This window comes from Mycobacteroides salmoniphilum (genome assembly GCF_004924335.1).
Classification (GTDB): Bacteria; Actinomycetota; Actinomycetes; order Mycobacteriales; family Mycobacteriaceae; genus Mycobacterium; species Mycobacterium salmoniphilum.
On sequence record NZ_CP024633.1, the window covers coordinates 608,733 to 629,301 of the forward strand.

Annotated in this window: 19 protein-coding genes and 1 pseudogene; 10 read left to right on the plus strand and 10 right to left on the minus strand. The window is 64.2% G+C overall.

Annotation, left to right across the window (positions count from 1 at the left end; genetic code table 11):
* Positions 1-141 precede the first annotated feature (141 nt).
* Complete coding sequence (locus DSM43276_RS03060; protein WP_134205648.1) at positions 142-777, plus strand: hypothetical protein; 636 nt, start codon at positions 142-144, stop codon at positions 775-777.
* A 97-nt stretch (positions 778-874) separates the two neighbouring features.
* Here DSM43276_RS03060 and DSM43276_RS03065 read toward each other — a convergent pair whose 3' ends face one another.
* Both DSM43276_RS03065 and DSM43276_RS03070 read right to left on the minus strand, forming a co-directional pair.
* The gene (locus DSM43276_RS03065; protein WP_078331339.1) at positions 875-1,672 is read right to left on the minus strand and encodes a family 1 encapsulin nanocompartment shell protein; all 798 of its coding nucleotides are present in this window, start codon (positions 1,670-1,672) and stop codon (positions 875-877) included.
* A complete protein-coding gene (locus DSM43276_RS03070) occupies positions 1,669-2,676 on the minus strand; it encodes a Dyp-type peroxidase (protein WP_078331340.1) in 1,008 nt (335 codons plus the stop codon). Before DSM43276_RS03070 ends, DSM43276_RS03065 begins: the two co-directional genes overlap by 4 nt.
* Positions 2,677-2,718: 42 nt before the next feature.
* On the opposite strand from DSM43276_RS03070, the gene DSM43276_RS03075 reads away from it, so the two are divergent.
* Positions 2,719-3,987 (plus strand): M18 family aminopeptidase, encoded by a 1,269-nt coding sequence (locus DSM43276_RS03075; RefSeq protein WP_078331345.1) that lies wholly within the window; start codon positions 2,719-2,721, stop codon positions 3,985-3,987.
* Here the strand turns inward: DSM43276_RS03075 and DSM43276_RS03080 are convergent.
* Positions 3,977-4,804, minus strand: a complete 828-nt coding sequence (locus DSM43276_RS03080) for a maleylpyruvate isomerase family mycothiol-dependent enzyme (RefSeq protein WP_078331341.1) — start codon at positions 4,802-4,804, stop codon at positions 3,977-3,979. The genes DSM43276_RS03075 and DSM43276_RS03080 overlap by 11 nt on opposite strands.
* A 108-nt stretch (positions 4,805-4,912) precedes the next feature.
* On the opposite strand from DSM43276_RS03080, the gene DSM43276_RS03085 reads away from it, so the two are divergent.
* Positions 4,913-5,305, plus strand: a complete 393-nt coding sequence (locus tag DSM43276_RS03085) for a DoxX family protein (RefSeq protein ID WP_078324752.1) — start codon at positions 4,913-4,915, stop codon at positions 5,303-5,305.
* Here the strand turns inward: DSM43276_RS03085 and DSM43276_RS03090 are convergent.
* Both DSM43276_RS03090 and DSM43276_RS03095 read right to left on the minus strand, forming a co-directional pair.
* Positions 5,302-6,405, minus strand: coding sequence for a hypothetical protein (locus DSM43276_RS03090; protein WP_078331342.1), 1,104 nt, complete (start codon positions 6,403-6,405; stop codon positions 5,302-5,304). The two genes, DSM43276_RS03085 and DSM43276_RS03090, sit on opposite strands and share 4 nt — an antisense overlap.
* Positions 6,405-7,521, minus strand: a pseudogene (locus tag DSM43276_RS03095) (hypothetical protein). The gene DSM43276_RS03090 and the pseudogene DSM43276_RS03095 overlap by 1 nt, the downstream one beginning before the upstream one ends.
* An 85-nt stretch (positions 7,522-7,606) precedes the next feature.
* On the opposite strand from DSM43276_RS03095, the gene purL reads away from it, so the two are divergent.
* From purL to DSM43276_RS03120, 5 genes are all read left to right on the plus strand, one after another.
* Positions 7,607-9,892: a phosphoribosylformylglycinamidine synthase subunit PurL gene (gene purL / locus DSM43276_RS03100; RefSeq protein WP_136628979.1), complete on the plus strand. Its 2,286-nt coding sequence runs from the start codon at positions 7,607-7,609 to the stop codon at positions 9,890-9,892.
* On the plus strand, positions 9,889-11,691 hold the full coding sequence (locus tag DSM43276_RS03105; RefSeq protein ID WP_078331346.1) for an alpha/beta hydrolase: 1,803 nt from the start codon (positions 9,889-9,891) through the stop codon (positions 11,689-11,691). The genes purL and DSM43276_RS03105 overlap by 4 nt, the downstream gene beginning before the upstream one ends.
* The gene (locus DSM43276_RS03110) at positions 11,691-12,314 is read left to right on the plus strand and encodes an Rv0804 family intramembrane glutamic endopeptidase (RefSeq protein ID WP_078331378.1); all 624 of its coding nucleotides are present in this window, start codon (positions 11,691-11,693) and stop codon (positions 12,312-12,314) included. Before DSM43276_RS03105 ends, DSM43276_RS03110 begins: the two co-directional genes overlap by 1 nt.
* Positions 12,315-12,382: 68 nt before the next feature.
* On the plus strand, positions 12,383-12,985 hold the full coding sequence (locus tag DSM43276_RS03115) for a hypothetical protein (protein WP_078331347.1): 603 nt from the start codon (positions 12,383-12,385) through the stop codon (positions 12,983-12,985).
* A 44-nt stretch (positions 12,986-13,029) separates the two neighbouring features.
* Complete coding sequence (locus DSM43276_RS03120) at positions 13,030-13,416, plus strand: sterol carrier family protein (protein WP_078331379.1); 387 nt, start codon at positions 13,030-13,032, stop codon at positions 13,414-13,416.
* Here the strand turns inward: DSM43276_RS03120 and DSM43276_RS03125 are convergent.
* Positions 13,413-14,738, minus strand: coding sequence for a DoxX family protein (locus DSM43276_RS03125; RefSeq protein WP_078331348.1), 1,326 nt, complete (start codon positions 14,736-14,738; stop codon positions 13,413-13,415). The genes DSM43276_RS03120 and DSM43276_RS03125 overlap by 4 nt on opposite strands.
* A 123-nt stretch (positions 14,739-14,861) precedes the next feature.
* Between DSM43276_RS03125 and purF the strand changes: the two genes are divergently transcribed.
* Complete coding sequence (gene purF, locus DSM43276_RS03130; RefSeq protein ID WP_078331349.1) at positions 14,862-16,376, plus strand: amidophosphoribosyltransferase; 1,515 nt, start codon at positions 14,862-14,864, stop codon at positions 16,374-16,376.
* On the opposite strand, the gene DSM43276_RS03135 is transcribed toward purF, so the two are convergent.
* From DSM43276_RS03135 to DSM43276_RS03145, 3 genes are all read right to left on the minus strand, one after another.
* Complete coding sequence (locus DSM43276_RS03135) at positions 16,373-16,900, minus strand: hypothetical protein (RefSeq protein WP_078331350.1); 528 nt, start codon at positions 16,898-16,900, stop codon at positions 16,373-16,375. The two genes, purF and DSM43276_RS03135, sit on opposite strands and share 4 nt — an antisense overlap.
* Before the next feature lie 74 nt (positions 16,901-16,974).
* Positions 16,975-17,988 carry an AraC family transcriptional regulator gene (locus tag DSM43276_RS03140; protein ID WP_078331351.1) on the minus strand — a complete coding sequence of 338 codons (1,014 nt, stop codon included), beginning with the start codon at positions 17,986-17,988 and terminating at the stop codon, positions 16,975-16,977.
* A gap of 55 nt (positions 17,989-18,043) precedes the next feature.
* Positions 18,044-18,511: a MarR family winged helix-turn-helix transcriptional regulator gene (locus DSM43276_RS03145; protein WP_078331380.1), complete on the minus strand. Its 468-nt coding sequence runs from the start codon at positions 18,509-18,511 to the stop codon at positions 18,044-18,046.
* A 72-nt stretch (positions 18,512-18,583) separates the two neighbouring features.
* Between DSM43276_RS03145 and DSM43276_RS03150 the strand changes: the two genes are divergently transcribed.
* Entirely contained in the window at positions 18,584-19,495 is a 912-nt protein-coding gene (locus DSM43276_RS03150; RefSeq protein WP_078331352.1) for an SDR family NAD(P)-dependent oxidoreductase, read from the plus strand.
* Here the strand turns inward: DSM43276_RS03150 and DSM43276_RS03155 are convergent.
* Positions 19,481-20,452: an NAD-dependent epimerase/dehydratase family protein gene (locus DSM43276_RS03155; protein WP_078331353.1), complete on the minus strand. Its 972-nt coding sequence runs from the start codon at positions 20,450-20,452 to the stop codon at positions 19,481-19,483. The two genes, DSM43276_RS03150 and DSM43276_RS03155, sit on opposite strands and share 15 nt — an antisense overlap.
* Positions 20,453-20,569 lie beyond the last annotated feature (117 nt).

Genomic DNA, 20,569 nt, shown 5'->3' on the forward strand with positions numbered 1-20,569 from the left:
CCGCCGACAACCGTGTTGGTTGGCTCTTCGATAGTGGAAAGCAAAGCCGAATTCAGCAGGTATGTGTATCGAGGCCTCAGCTGTTATGCAGTTTGGAGATCTCCCAGCTATGCTCCCATCAACTTAGGGAGGAGCATGTTCATGGGGTGGTCAGTTAGGCGTAAGAGGCGCGGTATGGCGGCGGCCATGTCGATGGTGATTGCGGTCATCGGGTTCGCGAGCCCGGCGAGGGCAGACGGCAGCCTGGCGGACAAGCCGAGCTCACAATTGATGTTGCTGCTTCCCGACGACGCCATCCCCGCAGACTGGAAGGTGGAGAAGGACGATCTCGCCGGCGCAACCAGTAGTGGTGACCAGTTGTGTCACCAGGCTGGCGACGCGAATGGCGCCAAGGTCAACTTTCTGGTTCGTTTGCAAGCGTTGTCGCGCTGTACGGAATTTGTCGATGTTCTTTACGGCAAAGAGAACCCCGGGGCCGACATGATCGCCTGGGCCAAGTCCATCGCGCCCGCGCAGGGGTTCAACACCCTGGAGACGGGCACCGCGTCGGTGCAGGTTTCGTCCGCGCCCGGCCCGAACACCGCGCCGTATCCGTCGGTCACAGTGCTGATGCGGCCGGCCGACATGGACCAGGAGATTCCAGGGCAGCTGGTGACGTGGGTCCGGGTTCGTGGGCTGCTCGTTGTCGTGCGATCGTTCGCGTGGGATGCGGGTGAGGGGCGGGCGAGGCTCGACCAGGTGGTGCACTCGGCGATCGGGAAACTCCAGGCCGTTTGATCTTCCCGTTGCCCACCGTTAAGTGACCAGCAAGACAGCGAATTGCTTTGTCGCTCAAAGATGGGCACACATGGGTGTGTTGGGAGCCCGGGCTTGCCTAGGGCAGTAGCGCGACCGACGCCTCGGCGGTGTAGCTCAGGAACGTCAGGGTCTCCTGCAGGTAGAGCTGCACGCTCTCGGCGTCATGGGACAGGTACCCGATGGTGACATCGGTGCCCAGCTGCAGATCGAAGTCCCCGCCGCGGCAGCTCAGCACGAGTGCGCCGTCGATCGCCGGAGCCCAGAGGATCTCCCCGGTGACCAACCGGCGAAGGTGCTCACGGATCGGATACCCGCGATCGGAGGCCTCGCTGACCTTGGTGTACTCCTCAGCCGACAACAGCACCGAGTACGGGCCGTCAACACCCGCCAGCCGCAGTTCCGAGAGTGCCTGCGCGACGACGTCGGGGTACTGGCGGACATCGTCGGGCAACTTGAGTTCGGGATTGGAGCTGGATTCGCGGATACCGACGATCGAGGCGGCGGGATAGCCCTCGAAGATCGCCCGATCCTCGGCGAACGCCAGCTTTTTGGCAGCCTCCTTGACTGGGTCCCAGTCGGAGTCCTGAGAGCCGCGCTCCACATCGTCGATGGCGGACCGACTGATGGTGAAGGGGACTCGCAGCCGCACAAGCGGTTTGCTTTCCCGCAGGTGCGCTTGCACGCCGTCGGCGGGTGCCGCCACGTCGAGTAGGTGTCCGGTGCTCACGGCCGCGCTCGAGGGACCGCCCGGCTCGCTGACGTCAACCACCCGGCGTCCGGCGATATGGCGTTTAAAGGTACGGCTGGACTCGGTTTCGATCTCCGCCCACGCCTCGTCCGTGATGGGTGCGAGTTCGCGATACAGGTTGTTCATGCCGACGTTCCTTTCAGGCTGCCGATGGATAGGGACCCTTGGTATTCAGTGGATTTCGCGGCCACCTGAGTGGGTAGCGGCGGGGGAGCGTCGAGGAAGTCGGCGGACGGCGCGAAGAACAGCCCACCGGTGACCGCGGTCGAGAAGTCCAGGATGCGGTCGGTGTTCCCCGGCGGATCCCCGACAAACATGTTGCGCAGCATGCGTTCCGTGACATCCGGGGTGCGTGAGTAGGCGATGTAGTACGTCCCGAACTCTGCCTTCCCGAGTTCACCGAAGGGCATGTTGCGCCGCAGGATCTGCAGCTCGTTGCCCTCGTCGTCCTCGATGACGTTCAGGGCCACATGCGAATTCGACGGTTTCACGGCATCGTCGAATTCGATGTCATCGAGTTTGCTGCGGCCGATCACCTTCTCCTGCTCGTCGACGGGCAGTGCGCTCCAGGCGGCCATATCGTGCAGGTACTTCTGGATGTGCACGTAGCTGCCGGCGGCGAAATCGGCGTCCTCGGCGCCGACGAGGGCGGCCGAGGCGGCTTCGTCGCCATCGGGATTCTCGGTGCCGTCCACAAATCCCAGTAGGTCCCGGTTGTCGAAGTACTGAAAACCGTGTGTCTCGTCGACCACGGTGATGGCGCCCGCCAGAGCGGTGGTGATACGCGCGGCCAATTCGAAGCAGCGGTCCATGGTGCTCGCGCGGATATGGAATAGCAGGTCGCCGGGTGTGGACGGGGCGGTGTGCCGCTCACCGCGCACCTCCGGGAAGGGCCACAGCCGAGCCGGGCGCGGACCGGAAAAGAGCCGGTCCCAGGCATCCGACCCGATCGCGGTGACCAGCGATAATCGCCGTGCCGAATCGCGGAATCCGATGGCTTTGGCCAGGCCGGACAAGTCGGGCAACGCATCGTGAACTGCCTGTTCGGCACCCGCGTCGATGGTCACCACCAGGAAAATGGCCGACGAAGACAACGGTTCCAGAACAGGCTGTGGCACGGGATCGGTCACGCCTCGACCCTAGACCCAATCCAGTCAGCCATCATGGGAAGCGTGACCGCGACCGCAACAGGACTGTGCCAATTCATCGACGCCTCGCCGTCGCCGTTTCACGCTGTGGACACGGTGGCGCAGCGCCTCCGTCAGGAAGGCTTCACCGAGTTGTTCGAGGCGCAGCGTTGGCCGGGGCACTCGGGTGACTACTTCACGGTGCGCTCGGGATCCATCGTGGCGTGGCGCGGCGTGGACATGGCAGACGATGACGCCTCCTTCCGAGTGATCGGTGCTCACACCGACAGCCCGAACCTACGGGTGAAGGCCAATGCTGATCGCGTGCAAGCGGGTTGGCCCATGGTCGCTCTGGAGCCCTACGGCGGTGCGTGGGTACAGACCTGGCTGGATCGCGATCTGGGGCTGGCCGGACGGGTGCTCGTGCGTGACGGGGATACGGTGCGGTCGACACTGATGCGCATCCAGCAGCCAATCCTGCGGGTGCCGAACCTGGCGATCCACATGGTTAGCGCCGAGGAGCGCAAGAAATGGGTGATCGACCCGCAATGGCATGTGAACTCCGTATGGAGCGGTGGGAAGAGCTTCGACGAGTTCATCGCCGAACAGCTGGGGGTAGCCCCGGCCGATGTTCTCGGACGTGATCTGATGGCACACGATCTGACCGCGGCCACACTCATCGGCCCCGACGAGAGCCTGGTCAGCGCACCGCGTTTGGACAACCAGGCCAGCTGCTACGCCGGATTGGAGGCATTCCTGGCCGCCGAATCCAGCTCGACTCTGGTCCTGGCACTCTTCGACCACGAAGAGATCGGTTCGGTCTCTGGTCACGGCGCCCACTCGGACCTGTTGTCGACGGTTCTGGAGCGGATCGTGCTGTCCAGTAACGGCACCCGAGAGGATTTCCTGCGGCGTGCGGCCGCCTCGTTGATGGTCTCGGCCGATATGGCACATGCCACACACCCCAACTATCCGGATCGGCATGAACCTGGCCACCAGATTGCCGTCAACGCCGGACCGGTGATCAAGATTCACCCGAATGTCCGCTACGCCACCGATGGTCGGGGTGCGGCGGCCTTCGCTCTGGCCTGTGAGCGGGCCGGAGTTCCGTTCCAGCGGTACGAGCATCGCGCGGACATGCAATGTGGCTCGACCATCGGTCCGTTCGCGGCATCGCACACCGGCATGCTCACCGTCGACGTGGGAGCGGCGACACTGGCCATGCATTCGGTGCGTGAGTTGATGGGCGCGCGCGACGTGCCGATGTACTCCGATGCACTGCAAGCGTTTCTGGAGCTGCCCGCTACATCGTGAAGCGCAGGTTGGTGATGATCTTCCAACCCAGGTCGGGATCGCCGTCGAGCGTGAAGCCATTGCGGTTCGCGCTGGCCCGGCCACCCAGATGCCGGGCGAACTCGCAGGTGTCCGCGGTGAGCGTCACATGTGGGGTGTCCCAGGGCTCCGAGAACTGAGCCACGATGCGCGCCCGGTCGGGGATTTCGATATCGACCTTATGTGCGCCAATCCCGGTGAGTACGAAGCGGATCCGGCTGCCCTGGGGTGCGCCCGCCCGCTTCCCGATCAGGAACGGCAGCGCGTTGATCAGCTCGGTGAGCGCGGGCGTCGCAGCTACCGGGTCGGCCGGTGCGGGCAACCCGAGGCTGTCGCGTACGTCCAATTCATGCATCCAACAGTCGAAATCACGGATCTGCATGAATCGCCCGTAGCTTTCCGGTCCCACCGGGGTCACCGTCTCGGCATTGAACTGCTCCTGGGACAGACCCTCAAGGATGGCCAGACGCGCGCTGGTCACGGTGCGTAAGTCGTTCAGCACCGCCACAGGGGGCAGCTTGCGGTAGTAGGTCAGCCACCGTTCGTTGAGGACACCGACGGGATTGTGCACGTGCGGAAGACCGGCGACGGCCTCATCGGTGCTGGGGATCGGATCGCCCGACAGCAGGCGTTCGGTACTCACCACATGCGCGATGACGTCCTTGACGGTCCATCCCGGCAGTACCGATGGCGCGGCCCATTGGTCATCGGTGAGGGCGGCACCCAACTCGTCCAGCGCGGTCCACTCGGCCCCCAGAGCCGCGACGACGGGATCTTTGGCGACGATCGTGACGGTCATGGCCCCGAGCCTACGAGAGCCGGTGAAGGCCTGAGCGATGAATTTCGTCGATTGTGTCGGTCCGTCTCTCTAGAGTTGTTTCATCGGGGATTTCGAGAAAGGAATCTCATGTCCGTCACATCCACATTCAGTGAGAAAACGACGCCGGAGAAGATCGGTATCGCGCTGAGCGGCATCATCCTGTTGTTCCTCTTGGGTGACGCCATACCCAAGATCTTTGGCGCGGAGTTCGCCCAGCAGGCCACCGAGCAGCTGGGTTTCCCGCCGTATCAGACCGCCCTCATCGGCTGGGTGCTGTTGGCGTGCACCGTCGTGTGGGCCATTCCGCGTACCTCGGTGCTCGGCGCCGTGGGGTTGACGGCCTACCTGGGCGGTGCGGTCACGATCGATATGCACGAGGAAGTGTGGTTTGCGGTGGTCTTCGCGGTCGGCTTCGGACTGCTGATCTGGGCTGCCATGATCCTGCGCCGGCGTGACCTGCTGAAGGTGCTGATCGGCTAGCGCGGGCAGGTCTCGTACTTTCCGCGCAGCTCCTCCTCCGCCGCAGAAGTGCGTTGCGACGGAGGCATTTCCCCCATGCAGCCGCCCAGCCACACGGTGACACTGGCCTTGTTCGCGTGCAATTCGTATATGCCGGGCTGCCCGAACTGCTTCAGCAGTTCTAGTTGCTGACGGGCGATGTCTCGGAGCTGTGCTTCGCTCGCTGTGGGCACCTCCGCGTACGTGGTGTTCAGATAGTGCCGCGCCGTCGAATATTGGACGTCTTTCTGGTCCTTATGGGCTGAGCGCGACGTGAACCTCGAGGATGTCGGGGCGACCGCATTGAGTCGTTCCCACAGGACGACCGCGCTGATATCGGGAAAGCCCCGCTCCGTGGCGAGGGCCGGGTACACGCCGACGACGGGTCCGACACGCCAGGCGGCACCCGACAGGGACGCAAAGTCGCCGGCGATCTGACGAAAGGCCGCCGTGATGTCCCGGTAGTCGACAGGCGTGCCCGTCTGATGCCCCTTGACCGCGACATCCATCGTGACGCGCGGCGTGGGACCGGAATAGGCCGCAGACATGTCGACACCGCCGATGTTGGGCAGTTGTCGCAACCGCACCCACTCGGTGAAGGGCGGAGTGGGTTGCCGTTTGGCGTCCGGATCGACGGCCGCGGTGACCTTGCTGCAGCCCGACGTGGTGTCCTGGGTTGCGCAGGGCGTCACGACCGTCAACGTCACGTCGTGCTGACTGAACCCAACCTCGCGCACCCGTTTGGTGAATAGGTCCCATATCGCCGTCACTTGCTCGGCGCTCGCAGCGGGAACCACCGTGACCGTCAGGCCGAACCGCTGCCCCTTGGTGAAGACATTGGCGTAGTCATGGGTGGTCTGTGTAACGCCGGGGAGCGTGCCGATCTCCGTGGAGATCTGCTGCGACTCCTCGGTGCGCTGAGGTGCGCATCCGGCCGTCAGCAGAATGACCGCAGTGGCAAATATGGTCCATGCACGTCCGCGCCCCCATTTCACGGTCCTTAGTTGCCAGGAACGTTTGTCCAGGCCTGCATCGGCCGCATAGAGAGAATCGGCTTCGGACTGCTGATCTGGGCCGATCACTAGGAGCAGGTCTCGAACCACTGGCGAAGCTCGTTCTGCAACGCGGACCCGGTATCGAACTCTGGCGAGCAGCCGCCGACGACGACGGTCAGCGTGTCCTTGCCATATGTCGCCTCGTACTTGACTCGATGCTGATACGCCTCGAGCAGCATCAGCTGGCTCAGTGCTGCGCGTCGCCAGGCGGTCTCACCGGTGCCCGGGAGCGTGACGGTAACCAATGACTTCTCGTCGTTGGTCCCTGAGTCCCTCACGAGGCTCATCTTCACCGGGGCAATGGCAGAAAGTGCTTCCCAGAGACCGACCTCGGCGTCGGTGGGTAATCCCCGCGAGGTACCGAGTTCCAGATTGCTCACGTTTGCCGGTGTTTGCCTACTGGTCGCAGTAGCGGTCCATGCTGCCGCGCGCAGGCCCGGGAAGTCGGTGGCGAGGCGACGGAAGAGGGGCGAGAAGTCTTGTGCGCGGGCTTCTCTCGGCTTCCCATCGGTCGATGGGGCTAACGTCACCGTGATCTGTTTGTGAGACAGCCCCTTCACATGACTGGTATTCACCTGGACGTCGTTTCCGTAATGCCCCCGGATGAGCGCCCGCCACTCTTGCCAGTCGGGCACGGGTTCGGCACTTTCCATGTCGGTAGTCGCGGAGATCCCACCGCAGTAACGATCCGGTTGAGCGACTGTGGACGGGCAGTCGCTGATGGTCAGCCGGACGTTGACATGTGCGTGGCCAGCCCCGGCGTTCTTTACCTGACGAGTGAAGACCTCCCAGATTGCAGTGAGCTCTTCTGGCGTGATGTCAGGCCGCACGTTGGCGTCTAGATACACCGTGAATGTGTCATACCAGTCGATTGAGAACTTGTGAGTAGTGCTCTCCACACCGGGCAGGCCGTTGATCGCTTGTGCGATCGAACGGGACGGGTCGGTTTGACCTGCCGCACATCCGCCCACAGCGAGCAGGGATGAACCCGTCAGGATCCCCACCGCGACCAGCAAATCTGCACGGAGCACCTTCCCAGTATGGCGGGCATGCTCGGAAGATGTGGTCCGACTAGCGCGGACAGGCCTCGCACCGGCGGGACACACCCCCTGTGGCGAGCATGATCGCGAATCCGACCAGCATGATCCCCACCGACCGATATAGCCGCCCGATACGGCTGGTACGGCGCGTAGCGAGGGCAGGGCGGGTTCGACGTTAGAATCTGTTCGTGACTTCACGGGTTGATACGGTCGACAACGCAACAGCCACCCCCGATCACCCGCAGCCCTTCGCTGAATTAGGGCTCAAGGACGACGAGTACGCGCGCATCCGCGAGATCCTCGGTCGCCGCCCCACCGATGCTGAGCTGGCGATGTACTCGGTGATGTGGAGCGAACACTGCTCGTACAAGTCCTCCAAGGTGCACCTGCGCTACTTCGGGGAGACCACCACCGAGGAGATGCGCTCGGCGATGCTCGCCGGAATCGGTGAGAACGCCGGAGTGGTGGACATCGGCGACGGGTGGGCGGTCACCTTCAAGGTCGAGTCGCATAACCACCCGTCGTACGTCGAGCCCTACCAGGGTGCCGCGACGGGTGTGGGCGGCATTGTTCGCGACATCATGGCCATGGGCGCGCGGCCGATCGCCGTCATGGATCAGCTGCGTTTCGGTGCTGCCGACGCCCCCGACACCCGTCGTGTCTTCGACGGCGTGGTGCGCGGTATCGGCGGGTACGGCAACTCGCTGGGGCTGCCGAATATCGGTGGCGAGACGGTGTTCGACGCCTCGTATGCCGGGAATCCGTTGGTGAACGCACTGTGTGCGGGGGTGCTGCGCAAGGAAGACCTCCATCTGGCGTTCGCTTCCGGCGCCGGCAACAAGATCATCCTGTTCGGTGCACGCACCGGGCTCGACGGCATCGGCGGTGTGTCGGTGCTGGCCTCCGACACATTCGGCGGCGACGAGGCCGACGGCGCCTCACGTAAGAAGCTGCCCAGCGTGCAGGTGGGCGACCCGTTCACCGAGAAGGTTCTCATCGAGTGCTGCCTTGAGCTGTACGCCGCGCATCTGGTGGTGGGCATCCAGGACCTTGGCGGTGCCGGTTTGTCCTGCGCCACATCGGAACTGGCTTCGGCCGGGGACGGCGGTATGCACATCGATCTGGACAAGGTGCCGCTGCGCGCGACCGGAATGACCCCGGCCGAGGTGCTGTCCAGCGAGTCCCAGGAGCGCATGTGCGCCGTGGTGACCCCGGAGAACGTGGACGCTTTCATGGCGGTGTGCCGTAAATGGGATGTGCTGGCCACCGTCATCGGTGAGGTCACCGATGGCGACCGGCTGCGGATCACCTGGCATGGCGACACCGTCGTGGATGTGCCGCCGCGGACCGTCGCGCACGAGGGCCCCGTCTATCAGCGCCCGGTGGCCCGGCCGGACACCCAGGATGCGTTGATCGCCGACAGCACAGCGGATTTGGCGCGCCCAGCCACCGGTGACGAGCTGCGGCAGACACTGCTGGACATGATCGGCAGCCCGCACCTGTGCAGCCGTGCCTTCATCACCGAGCAGTACGACAGGTACGTCCGCGGCAACACCGTGCTCGCCGAACACGCCGACTCCGGTGTGATTCGGGTGGACGAGCAGACAGGGCGTGGAATCGCCTTGGCCACCGATGCTTCCGGTCGATACACGGTGCTCGATCCCTATAACGGCGCCCGGTTGGCGCTCGCCGAGGCGTACCGCAATGTGGCGGCTTCCGGTGCCACCCCCGTCGCGGTCACCAACTGCCTGAACTTCGGCTCCCCGGAGGACCCGGGCGTCATGTGGCAGTTCTCCGAGGCGGTCCGCGGCCTCGCCGATGGTTGTGTGGAGCTGGGCATCCCGGTCACGGGAGGCAACGTCAGCTTCTACAACCAGACCGGCACCACCCCCATCCTGCCCACTCCGGTGGTTGGCGTGCTGGGTGTTATCGACGATGTGAACCGGCGTATCCCCACGGGATTCGGCACCGAGCTCGGCGAGACGCTGATCCTGCTGGGTGATACTGCCGATGAGTTCGACGGTTCCATTTGGGCACAGGTGGCACACGATCACCTGGGTGGCACCCCACCGAAGGTTGACCTCGCCCGCGAGCAGCTGATTGCCCAGGTTCTCACCGCCGCATCGCGAGACGGGCTGGTGTCTGCCGCCCACGACCTGTCCGAGGGTGGGCTCATCCAGGCCGTCATCGAGTCGTCGCTCGCCGGTGAAACTGGTTGCCGCATCCTACTTCCCGAAGGAGCCGACCCCTTTGTGGCGTTGTTCTCCGAGTCCGCCGGGCGTGTGCTTGTCGCAATCCCGCGCACCGAGGAGAGCAGATTCGTGGCGATGTGCGAGGCGCGTCAGCTGCCCGCGGTTCGCATCGGCGTTGTCGACCAGGGCTCGGATTCCGTTGAAGTGCAGGGGCAATTCTCGATCACCTTGGCCGAGCTGCGCGAGATTCACGAAGGTGTGCTGCCCGGATTGTTCGGATGAGTGAGACTCCTGGAGTCCCCGTCACGACAAGCACCGTCGATCCCGATGACTGGATCGGCCGCAGCTGGCTGGCGTTCCAGGAGCTTGAGGAACATCTCGAGAACCGGCACCCCTTGGTGGCCTGGGCATGGAATCTGCTGCGGCTGGATTTCTGCGGAATAGCGTTCGGCGCCTTGTTCTTCTGCTTGTCGCTGACGCCGTCACTGATGCCGCGTACCTGGCTGTTTCAGGGTCTGATCGGCGGTGCCACGGCGACCATCGGCTACGGCATAGGTGTCGCCGTCTCCAAACTGGTACTGCGCTTTTGGCTCCGTCACCAGACGTGGTGGCCCTTGCGTGACCGAGTGATGGTGACCACCAAGCTCGGGGTGGTGCTGCTCTCGGCGGTGTGTTCCCTGGCGATGATCGTGCCCGCGGCCCGCTGGCAACGCCAGATCGCGACCCTCATGGAGACACAGGGGCCATCCACCCTCGAGTACTCCAAGTCCTTCGTTGTTTCGATTGTTTTTGGTGCACTGCTGATCTCGGTTGCCCGAGTACTGCGAGATCTGGTTCGGCTGCTGGCCCGTTTCTTCATTCGCCGCTTGCATCTCAGTCGCGAAATATCGCTGCTCATCGGTACCGCCATCGTGGCGGTACTGACCATCATGCTGTTCAACGGCGTGCTGGTGCGCGGCTTCTTCTCCGCCGCCAACGCCTCGTTCGGTCCGCATAACGACACCACCCGCGCCGGGGTGGAACAGCCCGCCGAGCCGGAGCGTTCCGGAAGCCCGGCATCGCTGGCCTCCTGGGAGAGTCTCGGTTTCGAGGGGCGCAACTTCGTCTCCGGCGGGTTGCACGCGGACGAGCTGACCAAGGTGAACGGTCGTCCGGCCAAGGAACCCATTCGGGTGTATGCCGGACTCGAGACCGCCGACACCGCGGAGGAGCGCGCCGACATCCTGGTGCGGGAACTGGAGCGTACCAAGGCCTTCGAGCGCAAGGCGTTGATCATCGTCCCGACCACCGGCACCGGGTGGGTGACGCCCGCTGCCGCGCGCGGTATCGAGCTCATGTACAACGGCGACACCGCGATCGTCGCCACCCAGTATTCGTTCCTGCCTAGTTGGATCTCGTTCCTGGCGGATAAGAAGAAGGCACTGGCCTCGGGCAGGCTAGTGGTCGATACCGTTCAGAAGCGCTGGGCGCAGCATCCCGAAGGGCATCGTCCGAAGCTGCTTATCTATGGCGAGAGCCTGGGATCTTTTGCGGGACAAGGCGCATTCGGCGGTCTTGGTGACATCCGTACGGCGGGCGTCAACGGTGTGTTGTGGACCGGTCCGCCGAACTTCAGTCAGATCTGGAATGAGCTGGTGTCCAAGCGGGACCGGGGCACGTTGGAAGCCCTCCCCTCGTATGACAGTGGATTCACGGCGCGTTTCGCGATAGGTCCCGATATCGACGCTCTCGCTCGACCGCCGTGGCAGAACCCGCGGGTGCTCTTCGTGCAACATCCGTCCGATCCGGTGACGTGGTGGTCCACGGATCTGCTGTTCAGTGAACCGGATTGGCTCAAAGAGGCGCCGGTGGGAGATCGCTCCGCCGCCATGCGCTGGTACCCCATCGTCACCTTCTGGCAGGTGGCGGCGGACCTGGCCAACGCCGTTGGAGTGCCCGACGGGCATGGCCACAACTACGGCATCTCGTCGGTCAACGGCTGGGCCGCCATCGCCCCACCGGAGGGCTGGACCCCGCAGGACACCGAACGCATCCGGAAGGCTCTCGTCGACACCGCGTCGCTCGACGGCCCCGACACGTGATCGCTCGCACCCGAGTCTGGGTCCTGGCTGTTGCGCTCGTCGCGTGGCCGGCGCTGTTGGAACGGTTCCCGCAACGTTGGCGTCCACTGATTGGGGCGGGTATGAGCACCGCCCTCGCCGCCGGCGCGGGGACACCGCTCGGGCTCCGGCAACCCCGACTGGGGGCCGGTCTGCGTCTGGGGGCAGTGGTCGCATCGGCCGTTGCCGTCGCGGTCGGTGTCTCACCAGCGCTGAAGCCGGTGCGCACCTCGATGCGGGAGCGCGATATCGGTCTTCATCCTGCGGCCTGGCTGGGGTTGCACATTCCGGTGGGCACGGTGTGGTCGGAGGAGCTCGCGTTCCGCGGGGTAGTGCAGCCGCTGGCGGCCGAGGCATGCGGCCAGAGGCTGGGTGGTGTGGTGCAGGCGGTGGCTTTCGGGCTTGCTCATATCCGGCCCGCCCACGCCGCGGGAGACTCCGTCCCGGCGACGGTGCTGGTCACTGGCTTGTTTGGCTGGCTGTTGGGCTGGCTGCGCGAGCGATCGGGGAGCGTGGCCGCGCCAATACTGGCTCACCTGGCCCTCAACGAGGCCGGTGCGCTGGCCGCATTGGCCGTGCAACGGACGAAACGCGGGCCGCTGTGACCATGGATGTAGTGCGGTTTTTCCCCGAAGCCCGGACTCTATGGGTATTGGCTGTAGATAATCGGCGGATGGCCTCGAACTGGAGAAGCAGGGTCGGTGCAGCGCTGGCGGGTATGACGATCGCCGCCGGACTGGCACTGGCCGCACCCGCCGGCGCAGAACCCGGGCAGGGCGCCTCGCTGCCCGTGTTTGTTCCGTACCCCTCGGACTGGTCGCCGGACACCTCGGTATTCCCGTTCAACATGTGGCAGAACCGCGCGACCGACGAGCAGTTCACGGCGCTACGCGAATCCTGCCAGTGGTTCAACGCCCAGTACGACACCTTGATGGGGTCGGTGTACGGATTCCAGAATTACCTGCGCGATCACCGCGACGTCTGGGCCGCCTCGGGATCGGACACCATCGGCAATGTGGTGACCGCGAACCTGGATCAGTCGGCAGCCTTCCTCGACCCACGGGTGCATACCCTGTACATCACCAATTACCCGGATCAGAGCCAGTACTCACCGCTCTACAACGGTGACTCCTTCTATCACCTGTGGTTCCAGTTCACCCAGATCAGCGACAAAATGAAGCAGCAGCTGCCGTCCGGGGTGATCAACGCCAACATCGCCACCGCCACCGTGTACGGCAACACCATTCGCGACTCGGGAATCTGTAACGGGGCCTAGGTTCCTCGGTCGGGCCCCGCCCTCCCCCGGATAGGCTGGTGGCCATGCCAGCTCGTGTACCCGATGCCGCCTCGACTCGGACGGCCGTGCTCGCGGTGGCCGATTGGCTGCGCGACCCGCAGGGGCCCGAACCGGCGCGCTCCGTCCTCGCCGACGCGGTCCGGTTTACTGCCCGTGCCCTCGCCGCCGATGCTCCGGGGGCCTCGGTGGAGGTGCGGGTACCGCCGTTCGTTGCGGTGCAATGCATCTCGGGTCCCCGCCACACCCGGGGAACCCCACCCAACGTCGTGGAGACAACCCCGCGGACCTGGCTGCTGCTGGCAACAGGGCTGCTGACGTTGGATCAGGCCACCGCCGACCGCGCTGTCACTGTGTCCGGATCACGTGCCGCCGAGATCGCCGACTGGCTGCCGTTGGTGCCGCTCGGCTAGCGGAAGAACGGATACTCCTGCACCCAGTGGAATCCGCGGCTGCGTAAGGGGAAGCTTTGCGGGTCCACCCGTTTCAGCATGATCGTCACCGGCTGTTGGAGCAGTTTTCCGCCCAGAAGCAGCGTGTCGACATTCGGCTGGCTGTACGTCAGATCGGCGAAGGGTGGCTGCGCTCCGACTTTCCCGCCAGTGTTATCCGAGGTGTTGGTGAGCCGCACATGACCGTCGCGGAACTCGGCCAAAACGGGCACGAGCTCGCCATTCATGCGCTGGTAGGTTGCGGCCCCAGGCCGATCGAAAACAATGGTCTGCCAACGATTTCTGTCGGTGGCGTAGGGAGGGACGAACGTTCCGTCGACGAAGAATCCCTGTACTGACCACATGCCGTACAGCTCGGACTTGGGGCTGCCGCCACCATATTCGTGCCAGGTCACCCAGCCGTCATAGACGCCGCCCAGCGCCACCCAGATACCGATGACCACCTGAACCCATGCCGCGAGGCGATTTCTCCGGTTGTCGGTGAACAGCGGCGGTTGCGTCAACGGGTCGCAGGAGCGTTGCCGCACAAACACATTGGCAAGTCGTCCCAGATACGGGGTCAGTAGTACCAGGCATAGCAGGAGCAGGTGAAGCGACAGCAGTTTGACGGGGACATCGAAGGTCATGTTCATCAGGAAGACCTGGGCCATGCTGGCCAGGCTCAGCACCGCACCAAGGACAGCCGTTCGTGGCATGAACAGCAGCAGGCCGGCGATGACCTCCACCGCGCCCAACGCCATCTCGTACGGCTGGGAACTGCCGACCTGCAGCCACAACACCGAGGCCGGGCTCAGGGTGCCGTACGGCTGCAACAGCTGTGCCAGCGTCGGGCCCGGCATCTGGGTGGGGATCAGCTTGGCGAATCCGTAGAAGAGCATCTGCCCGCCCAGACATATGCGCAGGAACACGGTGAACCAGGCCAGTAGCCGTGGGTAGTAGGTGCGGCGGTCGAGAGCCGTCCACAGCACCGTGGCCACGACCGCGATGACCAGAATGCACAACACCAGCACCCAGATGGCGGCCTGGTCCCCGCTTCCGGAGTCCTCGTGCAGCACTGCGTCGACGCCGAACAAGGTCCTGCCCACCCAGCCTGTGATGGGGTTCATCAGTGACATCGCCGTCAGCGCGGTCTGCCCGCCGATCACCCGGCCCGCGACACCGAGTAGCGCGAACGGAATCTGCGTCAACAGCAGGCAGAAGAGGCCGAAGTAAACGACACCGAACCGGAACGCGATTCGCGTCTGCGGGCGCCACGTTGGGGGTGTTGCAGTGGCCTCGGTCACTTCAGCGATGGTACTGACGGGCCATTTTGCGGGGATCGGCCTGCCGATTCTGCGTTCAGCAACCTTCCCCGTAAACTGAAGTGGTCACCACCCCCACGCAGGACTCAGCCAGGGAGCCGCACCGTGACCGCACAGCCAATCGAGCTGGAAAATGATCCTCGTGAAGAATGCGGCGTATTCGGGGTCTGGGCACCCGGCGAAGAGGTAGCAAAACTCACCTATTACGGCCTGTATGCGCTGCAGCACCGTGGCCAGGAGGCCGCCGGTATTGCCGTAGCGGACGGCTCGCAGGTGGTGGTGTTCAAGGACCTCGGCCTGGTCAGCCAGGTATTCGACGAGCAGACCCTCGCCGCCATGCGGGGACATGTGGCGGTCGGTCACTGCCGTTACTCCACCACTGGCTCGGTGACCTGGGAGAACGCCCAACCGGTGTTCCGGACGACCGCCGCGGGCACTGGAATCGCGTTGGGACATAACGGGAACCTGGTCAACACCGCCGAGCTCACTACCCGAGCGCGTGATGCGGGCCTGATCAACTCGAAGACCCCGGGTCTGGCCACCACCGATTCGGACATCATGGGCGCACTGCTGGCACACGGAGCTGCGGACGCCACCATTGAGCAAGCGGCCATGTCGCTGTTGCCCACCGTTCGCGGCGCGTTCTGCCTGGTCTTCATGGACGAGAACACGCTGTATGCGGCGCGTGATCCGCACGGGGTCCGGCCGCTGTGCCTGGGCCGTCTCGACACCGGCTGGGTGGTCGCCTCCGAAACCGCCGCCCTGGACATCGTGGGTGCCTCCTTCGTTCGGGATATTGAGCCGGGCGAGCTGCTCGCCATCGACGCAGACGGGGTGCGCTCCAGCCGGTTCGCCAACGCGACGCCCAAGACTTGTGTCTTCGAGTACGTGTACCTGGCCCGTCCCGACAGCATGCTCGACGGCCGCTCCGTGCACTCCACCCGCGTTGATATCGGGCGCCGGCTGGCCGCCGAACACTCGGTGGACGCCGACCTGGTGATCGGTGTTCCCGAGTCCGGTATCCCGGCGGCCGTCGGATACGCGCAAGGCTCGGGCATCCCGTACGGACAGGGACTGATGAAGAACGCCTACGTGGGCCGCACCTTCATTCAGCCGTCGCAGACCATCCGTCAGCTTGGTATCCGCTTGAAGCTCAACCCGCTTCGTGAAGTCATCCGCGGCAAGCGGCTTGTGGTGGTGGATGATTCGATCGTCCGCGGCAACACCCAGCGCGCGTTGGTGCGAATGCTGCGCGAGGCCGGGGCGGCCGAGGTGCATGTGCGCATTGCCTCCCCGCCGGTGCGCTGGCCATGCTTCTATGGCATCGATTTCGCTTCTCCCGCAGAACTTATCGCTAACGCGGTGGAATCGGACGACGAGATGCTCGATGGCGTCCGGACCGCTATTGGTGCCGACAGCCTCGGTTACATTTCGGCTGAAGGAATGGTCGCGGCCACCACGGAACCCCGGTCGCGGCTGTGCTGTGCGTGCTTCGACGGCAACTACCCGATCGAGCTGCCCAAGGAAACGGCGCTGGGCAAGAACGTGGTCGAGAACATGCTCGCGGCGACCGCACGGGAGAGATCAAGCGACAGCGCGGATTCCGTTCAGGCGCGTTAAGTGTCACGTCCCCGCGGCGGGTACTCCTCGACGACGGTGACGTCCCGAAGTACCTCGGAGCTGCTCTTGATGAGCTCGATCTGGGTGTCGATCATGCCGTCGAGTGCCGTCATGAAGGAATGCTGAAGGTCGCCGGTCAAGATCACTTCGTCGATCAGCACGAACAGCTCGGCCCTGACCGACGGCGCCTGCTCGTAGACGTTGAGCACGACGGTGGCGGTCGCACCCTGTAGTCCTTTCGACACCACCTGGTAGCGGCCTCGACGGTCGGCGAGAAGTTGTGCCGTGTGGGTGATTTCGACGATCACCCAATCGATGGGCGTCATCAGGCCGGCTATTCCGGCCTGTGTGGTGAATTCGTCGCCGACGGTGAAGTCACTGAGCCGACGAGCCGTATCGGCGAAGACCAGGGGTGCGTGATTGCCGGGCTCGATGTCGCCGGCTGAGGGTAGTTCGAAGCGGGCGACCGAAGAGATTTCCTCGAGGCTGCGAGAGAACTCGAATCGTCGCTCAGCCGATAGCAAACTTCCCCCCTCGGATTCCCTTGGCCCGAGGTTATGTGATGGAGCGGGAGCGTGCGATGACCGAATGGGGCGAATTACTTGACCGAACGTGCACCGTTTCGGTACTGGGCCGGCGAAGCGCCCGTCCAGCGGCGGAAGGCGCGAGTAAAGGCGCTCAGCTCCGAAAAGCCAAGGCGGATCGATAGATCGCTAAGAGATTCCATTCCGCCCTCGAGGCTTCTGATGGCCTCAGCGCGCAGCGCGGTATCTCTGATCTCTCGCACCGAGGTGCCGAACTCGCTTCGGAGTGAACGCTGGAGCGCGGAGGGCGTCATGTTCAACGCCGTCGCGATATCGCGCACGGTCGGAATTCCCTGCCCGATACTCGATGCGACGATTCGTTCGACGCGCTCGGGCAGCTGCTGGCGGTCACTATGAACGTTGAACCAGATCTGCTCCGGGTTCTCGAGGAGGGATGTGATTTCTTCCTCGGTGCGCAGAACCGGAGCATCGAGGAGCTTGGCGTCCAGAATTATTGCGGCCGAACCACTGTCGAACTCTATCGGCGCCTTGAGTATGTTGCTGCGGTTGGATCGCCCGGCCGCGCGAGCCTGAGGAAGGCAAATACGGTCCAGGTGTATCGACCGCATGGTCAACCAGCTCCACATCCGGACTACGGCGGCGAGAATCCATTCCGTGACTGTGGCGTCGGGCAATCTGAGTGTTGATACCTCTATCGCCACGGTCGCGAGGTCGCCAGATCTGGCCACCGTCATGTTCGGCACCAGAGGCATGGCGTCGCGGAATACCACCCAGCGGGCAAAAGCCGCACCGACAGTCTCGGAAGTCGCGAGACTGAACATCAGAAGCTGGAGTGTCTCGGGTGGGATCGGCTCCGGGCTGCTGCCAAATGACAGGTCTGCCGTGCGGGCGAGGGTCTCACGTATTACGGTGCGGATCTGCTCGGGGCCGACCATCGCAGGTTCGCCGGCGAGAAACCGTGGCGAAACCTGCACATTCATCAGCATTTTGGCTGCGTCCATGCCCTGCCGCTGTGCCAACTCCGCCACCAGGGTGCCCCATCGCGGCGGGATAGACAGCTGCTCCACGTCACCTCCTGAATCAAGATCCGAGAGGTGATCTTGGTATAGATTATTGCCAGTTTCAACTACCCCGGTACTGCGGCACGTCAATTCCACGCGCGCGCAGGGCCTCTGCCACCTTGGTCAGGAGGCGAAGCAGCTCCACCTGTTCCCTGACCGGGAGGTCGTCGAAGAGCGCCGCAGAGACCAGTTCCGAGGGGCCGAGTTCTGTCTTGGCGATTTTCCTTCCTGCATCCGTGATTTCGACACAGGTGATCCGTCGGTCGCGCTCGTGGGGTACCCGCTGGACCAGGCTCTCTCTTTCGAGGCCGTCAATGAGCACCGTCATGTTCCGTGGGGACATGCCGAGATACTCGCCGAGTTCGCTCATTCCGGCGGGCTCGGTTCGGGTGGACAGGCCGAGGAGCACCGTGGCGCGGGGCACGGTCATGCCGCCGTCGGTGGGGATGTTCGAACGGGCCCACTGTGTGAGGGCCTTCGATGACTTCAGCAGGGCGAAGAGCAGTTCGCGCGTCGTTGTGCTTGACATGGCCATTCTTAACAATTGATACTATTTCCAGTGATATGTTAACTGTCATCCTAGACGTCCCGGAAGGCCGACATGAGCGAATCCACCCCCCAACACACCGTCGTCATGACGGGTGCCACCGCGGGACTCGGTGCGCACGCCGCCAAACTTCTTGCCGAACATTCGAATACGCGCCTGATTGTGGGTGCGCGCGGCACCGGCAGGGATGTTCCCGGCGCCCAGGTGCTGCCGCTCGATCTCGCCTCACTGGATAGCGTCAGGGAATTCGCCGAGGACGTGAAGCGTGAACTTGGCAAAGTCCCGATCGATGTGCTGGTGCTCAACGCGGGGATTCAGTTCCGGGACACGAACCATGTGACCGTCGATGGCTTCGAGACGACCTTCGCGGTCAATCATCTCGCGCACTACCTGCTGGCGCGGCTGCTCCTGCCCAGCCTCGCGGAGGGTGGTCGTCTGCTCATTACCACCAGCGACACCCACGACCCGGCGATCATCCCGTTCGGACCGCGGTCGCTGGACCCGGAGCGTCTGGCGCACCCCGAAACGGGCGGATTGTCCGCGGGCTTTCGCGCGTACGCGTCCTCCAAGCTGTGCAACCTGCTGACTGCGCGATCCTTCGCCGCGTCGGATGAGGTCATTCGTCGGCGGATCGATGTGGTCGCATACAACCCCGGCCTTACCCTGGGGACGAATCTGGCGGGGGAGTCGATGTCGGGTCGCGCGATCACGGGGGCGTTCCGGCCGGTGCTGCACTTGCTCTCCACAGTGCGGCCCGCCTTCTATCCAGGGCGCGTCGAAACGGCGGGAAAGGCACTGGCGGATCTTTCGACGGGCGCACTGACACCGCCGCAGGGTCGCCTCTATGCGTCACTTGTCAAGGGGAAATTGACTTTCCCGGACCCGGCGCCGCTGGCACAGGACAACCGCATCGCGGATCAGCTGTGGCGGGAGAGCGCGACCATGGTGGGGCTAGAGCCGGCCTGAACTGACGAAGAAGTCCACGAGTTCGGTGACCGTCGTCTCGATCGAGCGAGGGTCGTAACCCAACTCGGTGCGGGCCTTGGTGATGTTCGCAGTGGGCGAGACGGTCAGCTTGTTGAATGCGGCGCGGCTCAGCGCGTCGTTCTTCAGCAGCTTCCCGATCGGCTCGATGAGCGGAACCGAGGCGTTGAGCAGACCCATCGGCAGCGCGAACAGCGGACCGCGCTTGCCGACATGGCGCGCGGCCAGGCGACACACCTCTAACAGGCTGCCCATGTGGCCGCCGAATAGATAGTTCTCGCCGGTGCGCCCCTTCTCGCCGGCCAGGTATAGCCCGGCCGCGACATCGCGGGCATCGACGAGGTCGTACTTGCTGTTCACCATGGCGGGAAGTCGTCCGCGGGCACTGTCGAACAGCAGCTTGTTGATGCGGGACAGGTTGGGCAGATCCACCGGGCCGTAGACGCCGGTGGGGTTGCCGATGACGGCGTCCAATCCGGACTCGATGACCTCGCGCACGGCAACCTCGCCACCCCACTTGGAGCGCTGGTAGACGGGCAGGTCGGCACCCGTCGAGCGCGGTGAGTTCTCGTCGAGGGTGGCCACACTGTTGGAGTAGGAGTCGATAGAGCTGCAATGCACCATGCGGCGGACGCCGACGGCGAGGGCGGCCTGCGCGACGGTGCGCGCACCCTCGGTGTTGATGCGCCAGCACAGCTCGTCTTCGTGCTTGAGCGTGATGACCGCCACCAGGTGGTAGACGACCTCGACGCCTGCGAGGGCCTTGGTCATCGAGGCTAAGTCGAGAACGTCACCGGAGACCCAGGTCACGGCCTCGCGAGTCTCCGGTGAGCTGGGCGCGGCGCGGTCGATGGCGACCACTTCGTGCCCGTGCTCCACCAGGAGATTGACTAGGTTGGTACCAATGAAGCCGGCGGCTCCGGTGACAGCAGTCTTCATCTTTGTCCCTCGTGTGGCTCGGGTGTCGTGACCGCCGGGCGCTGGCGCGGACGACGGGATCGCCACCAACCTACCTAACGCTCGCTTGGTCGGTCTGGTGACATGTATTGCACCGCA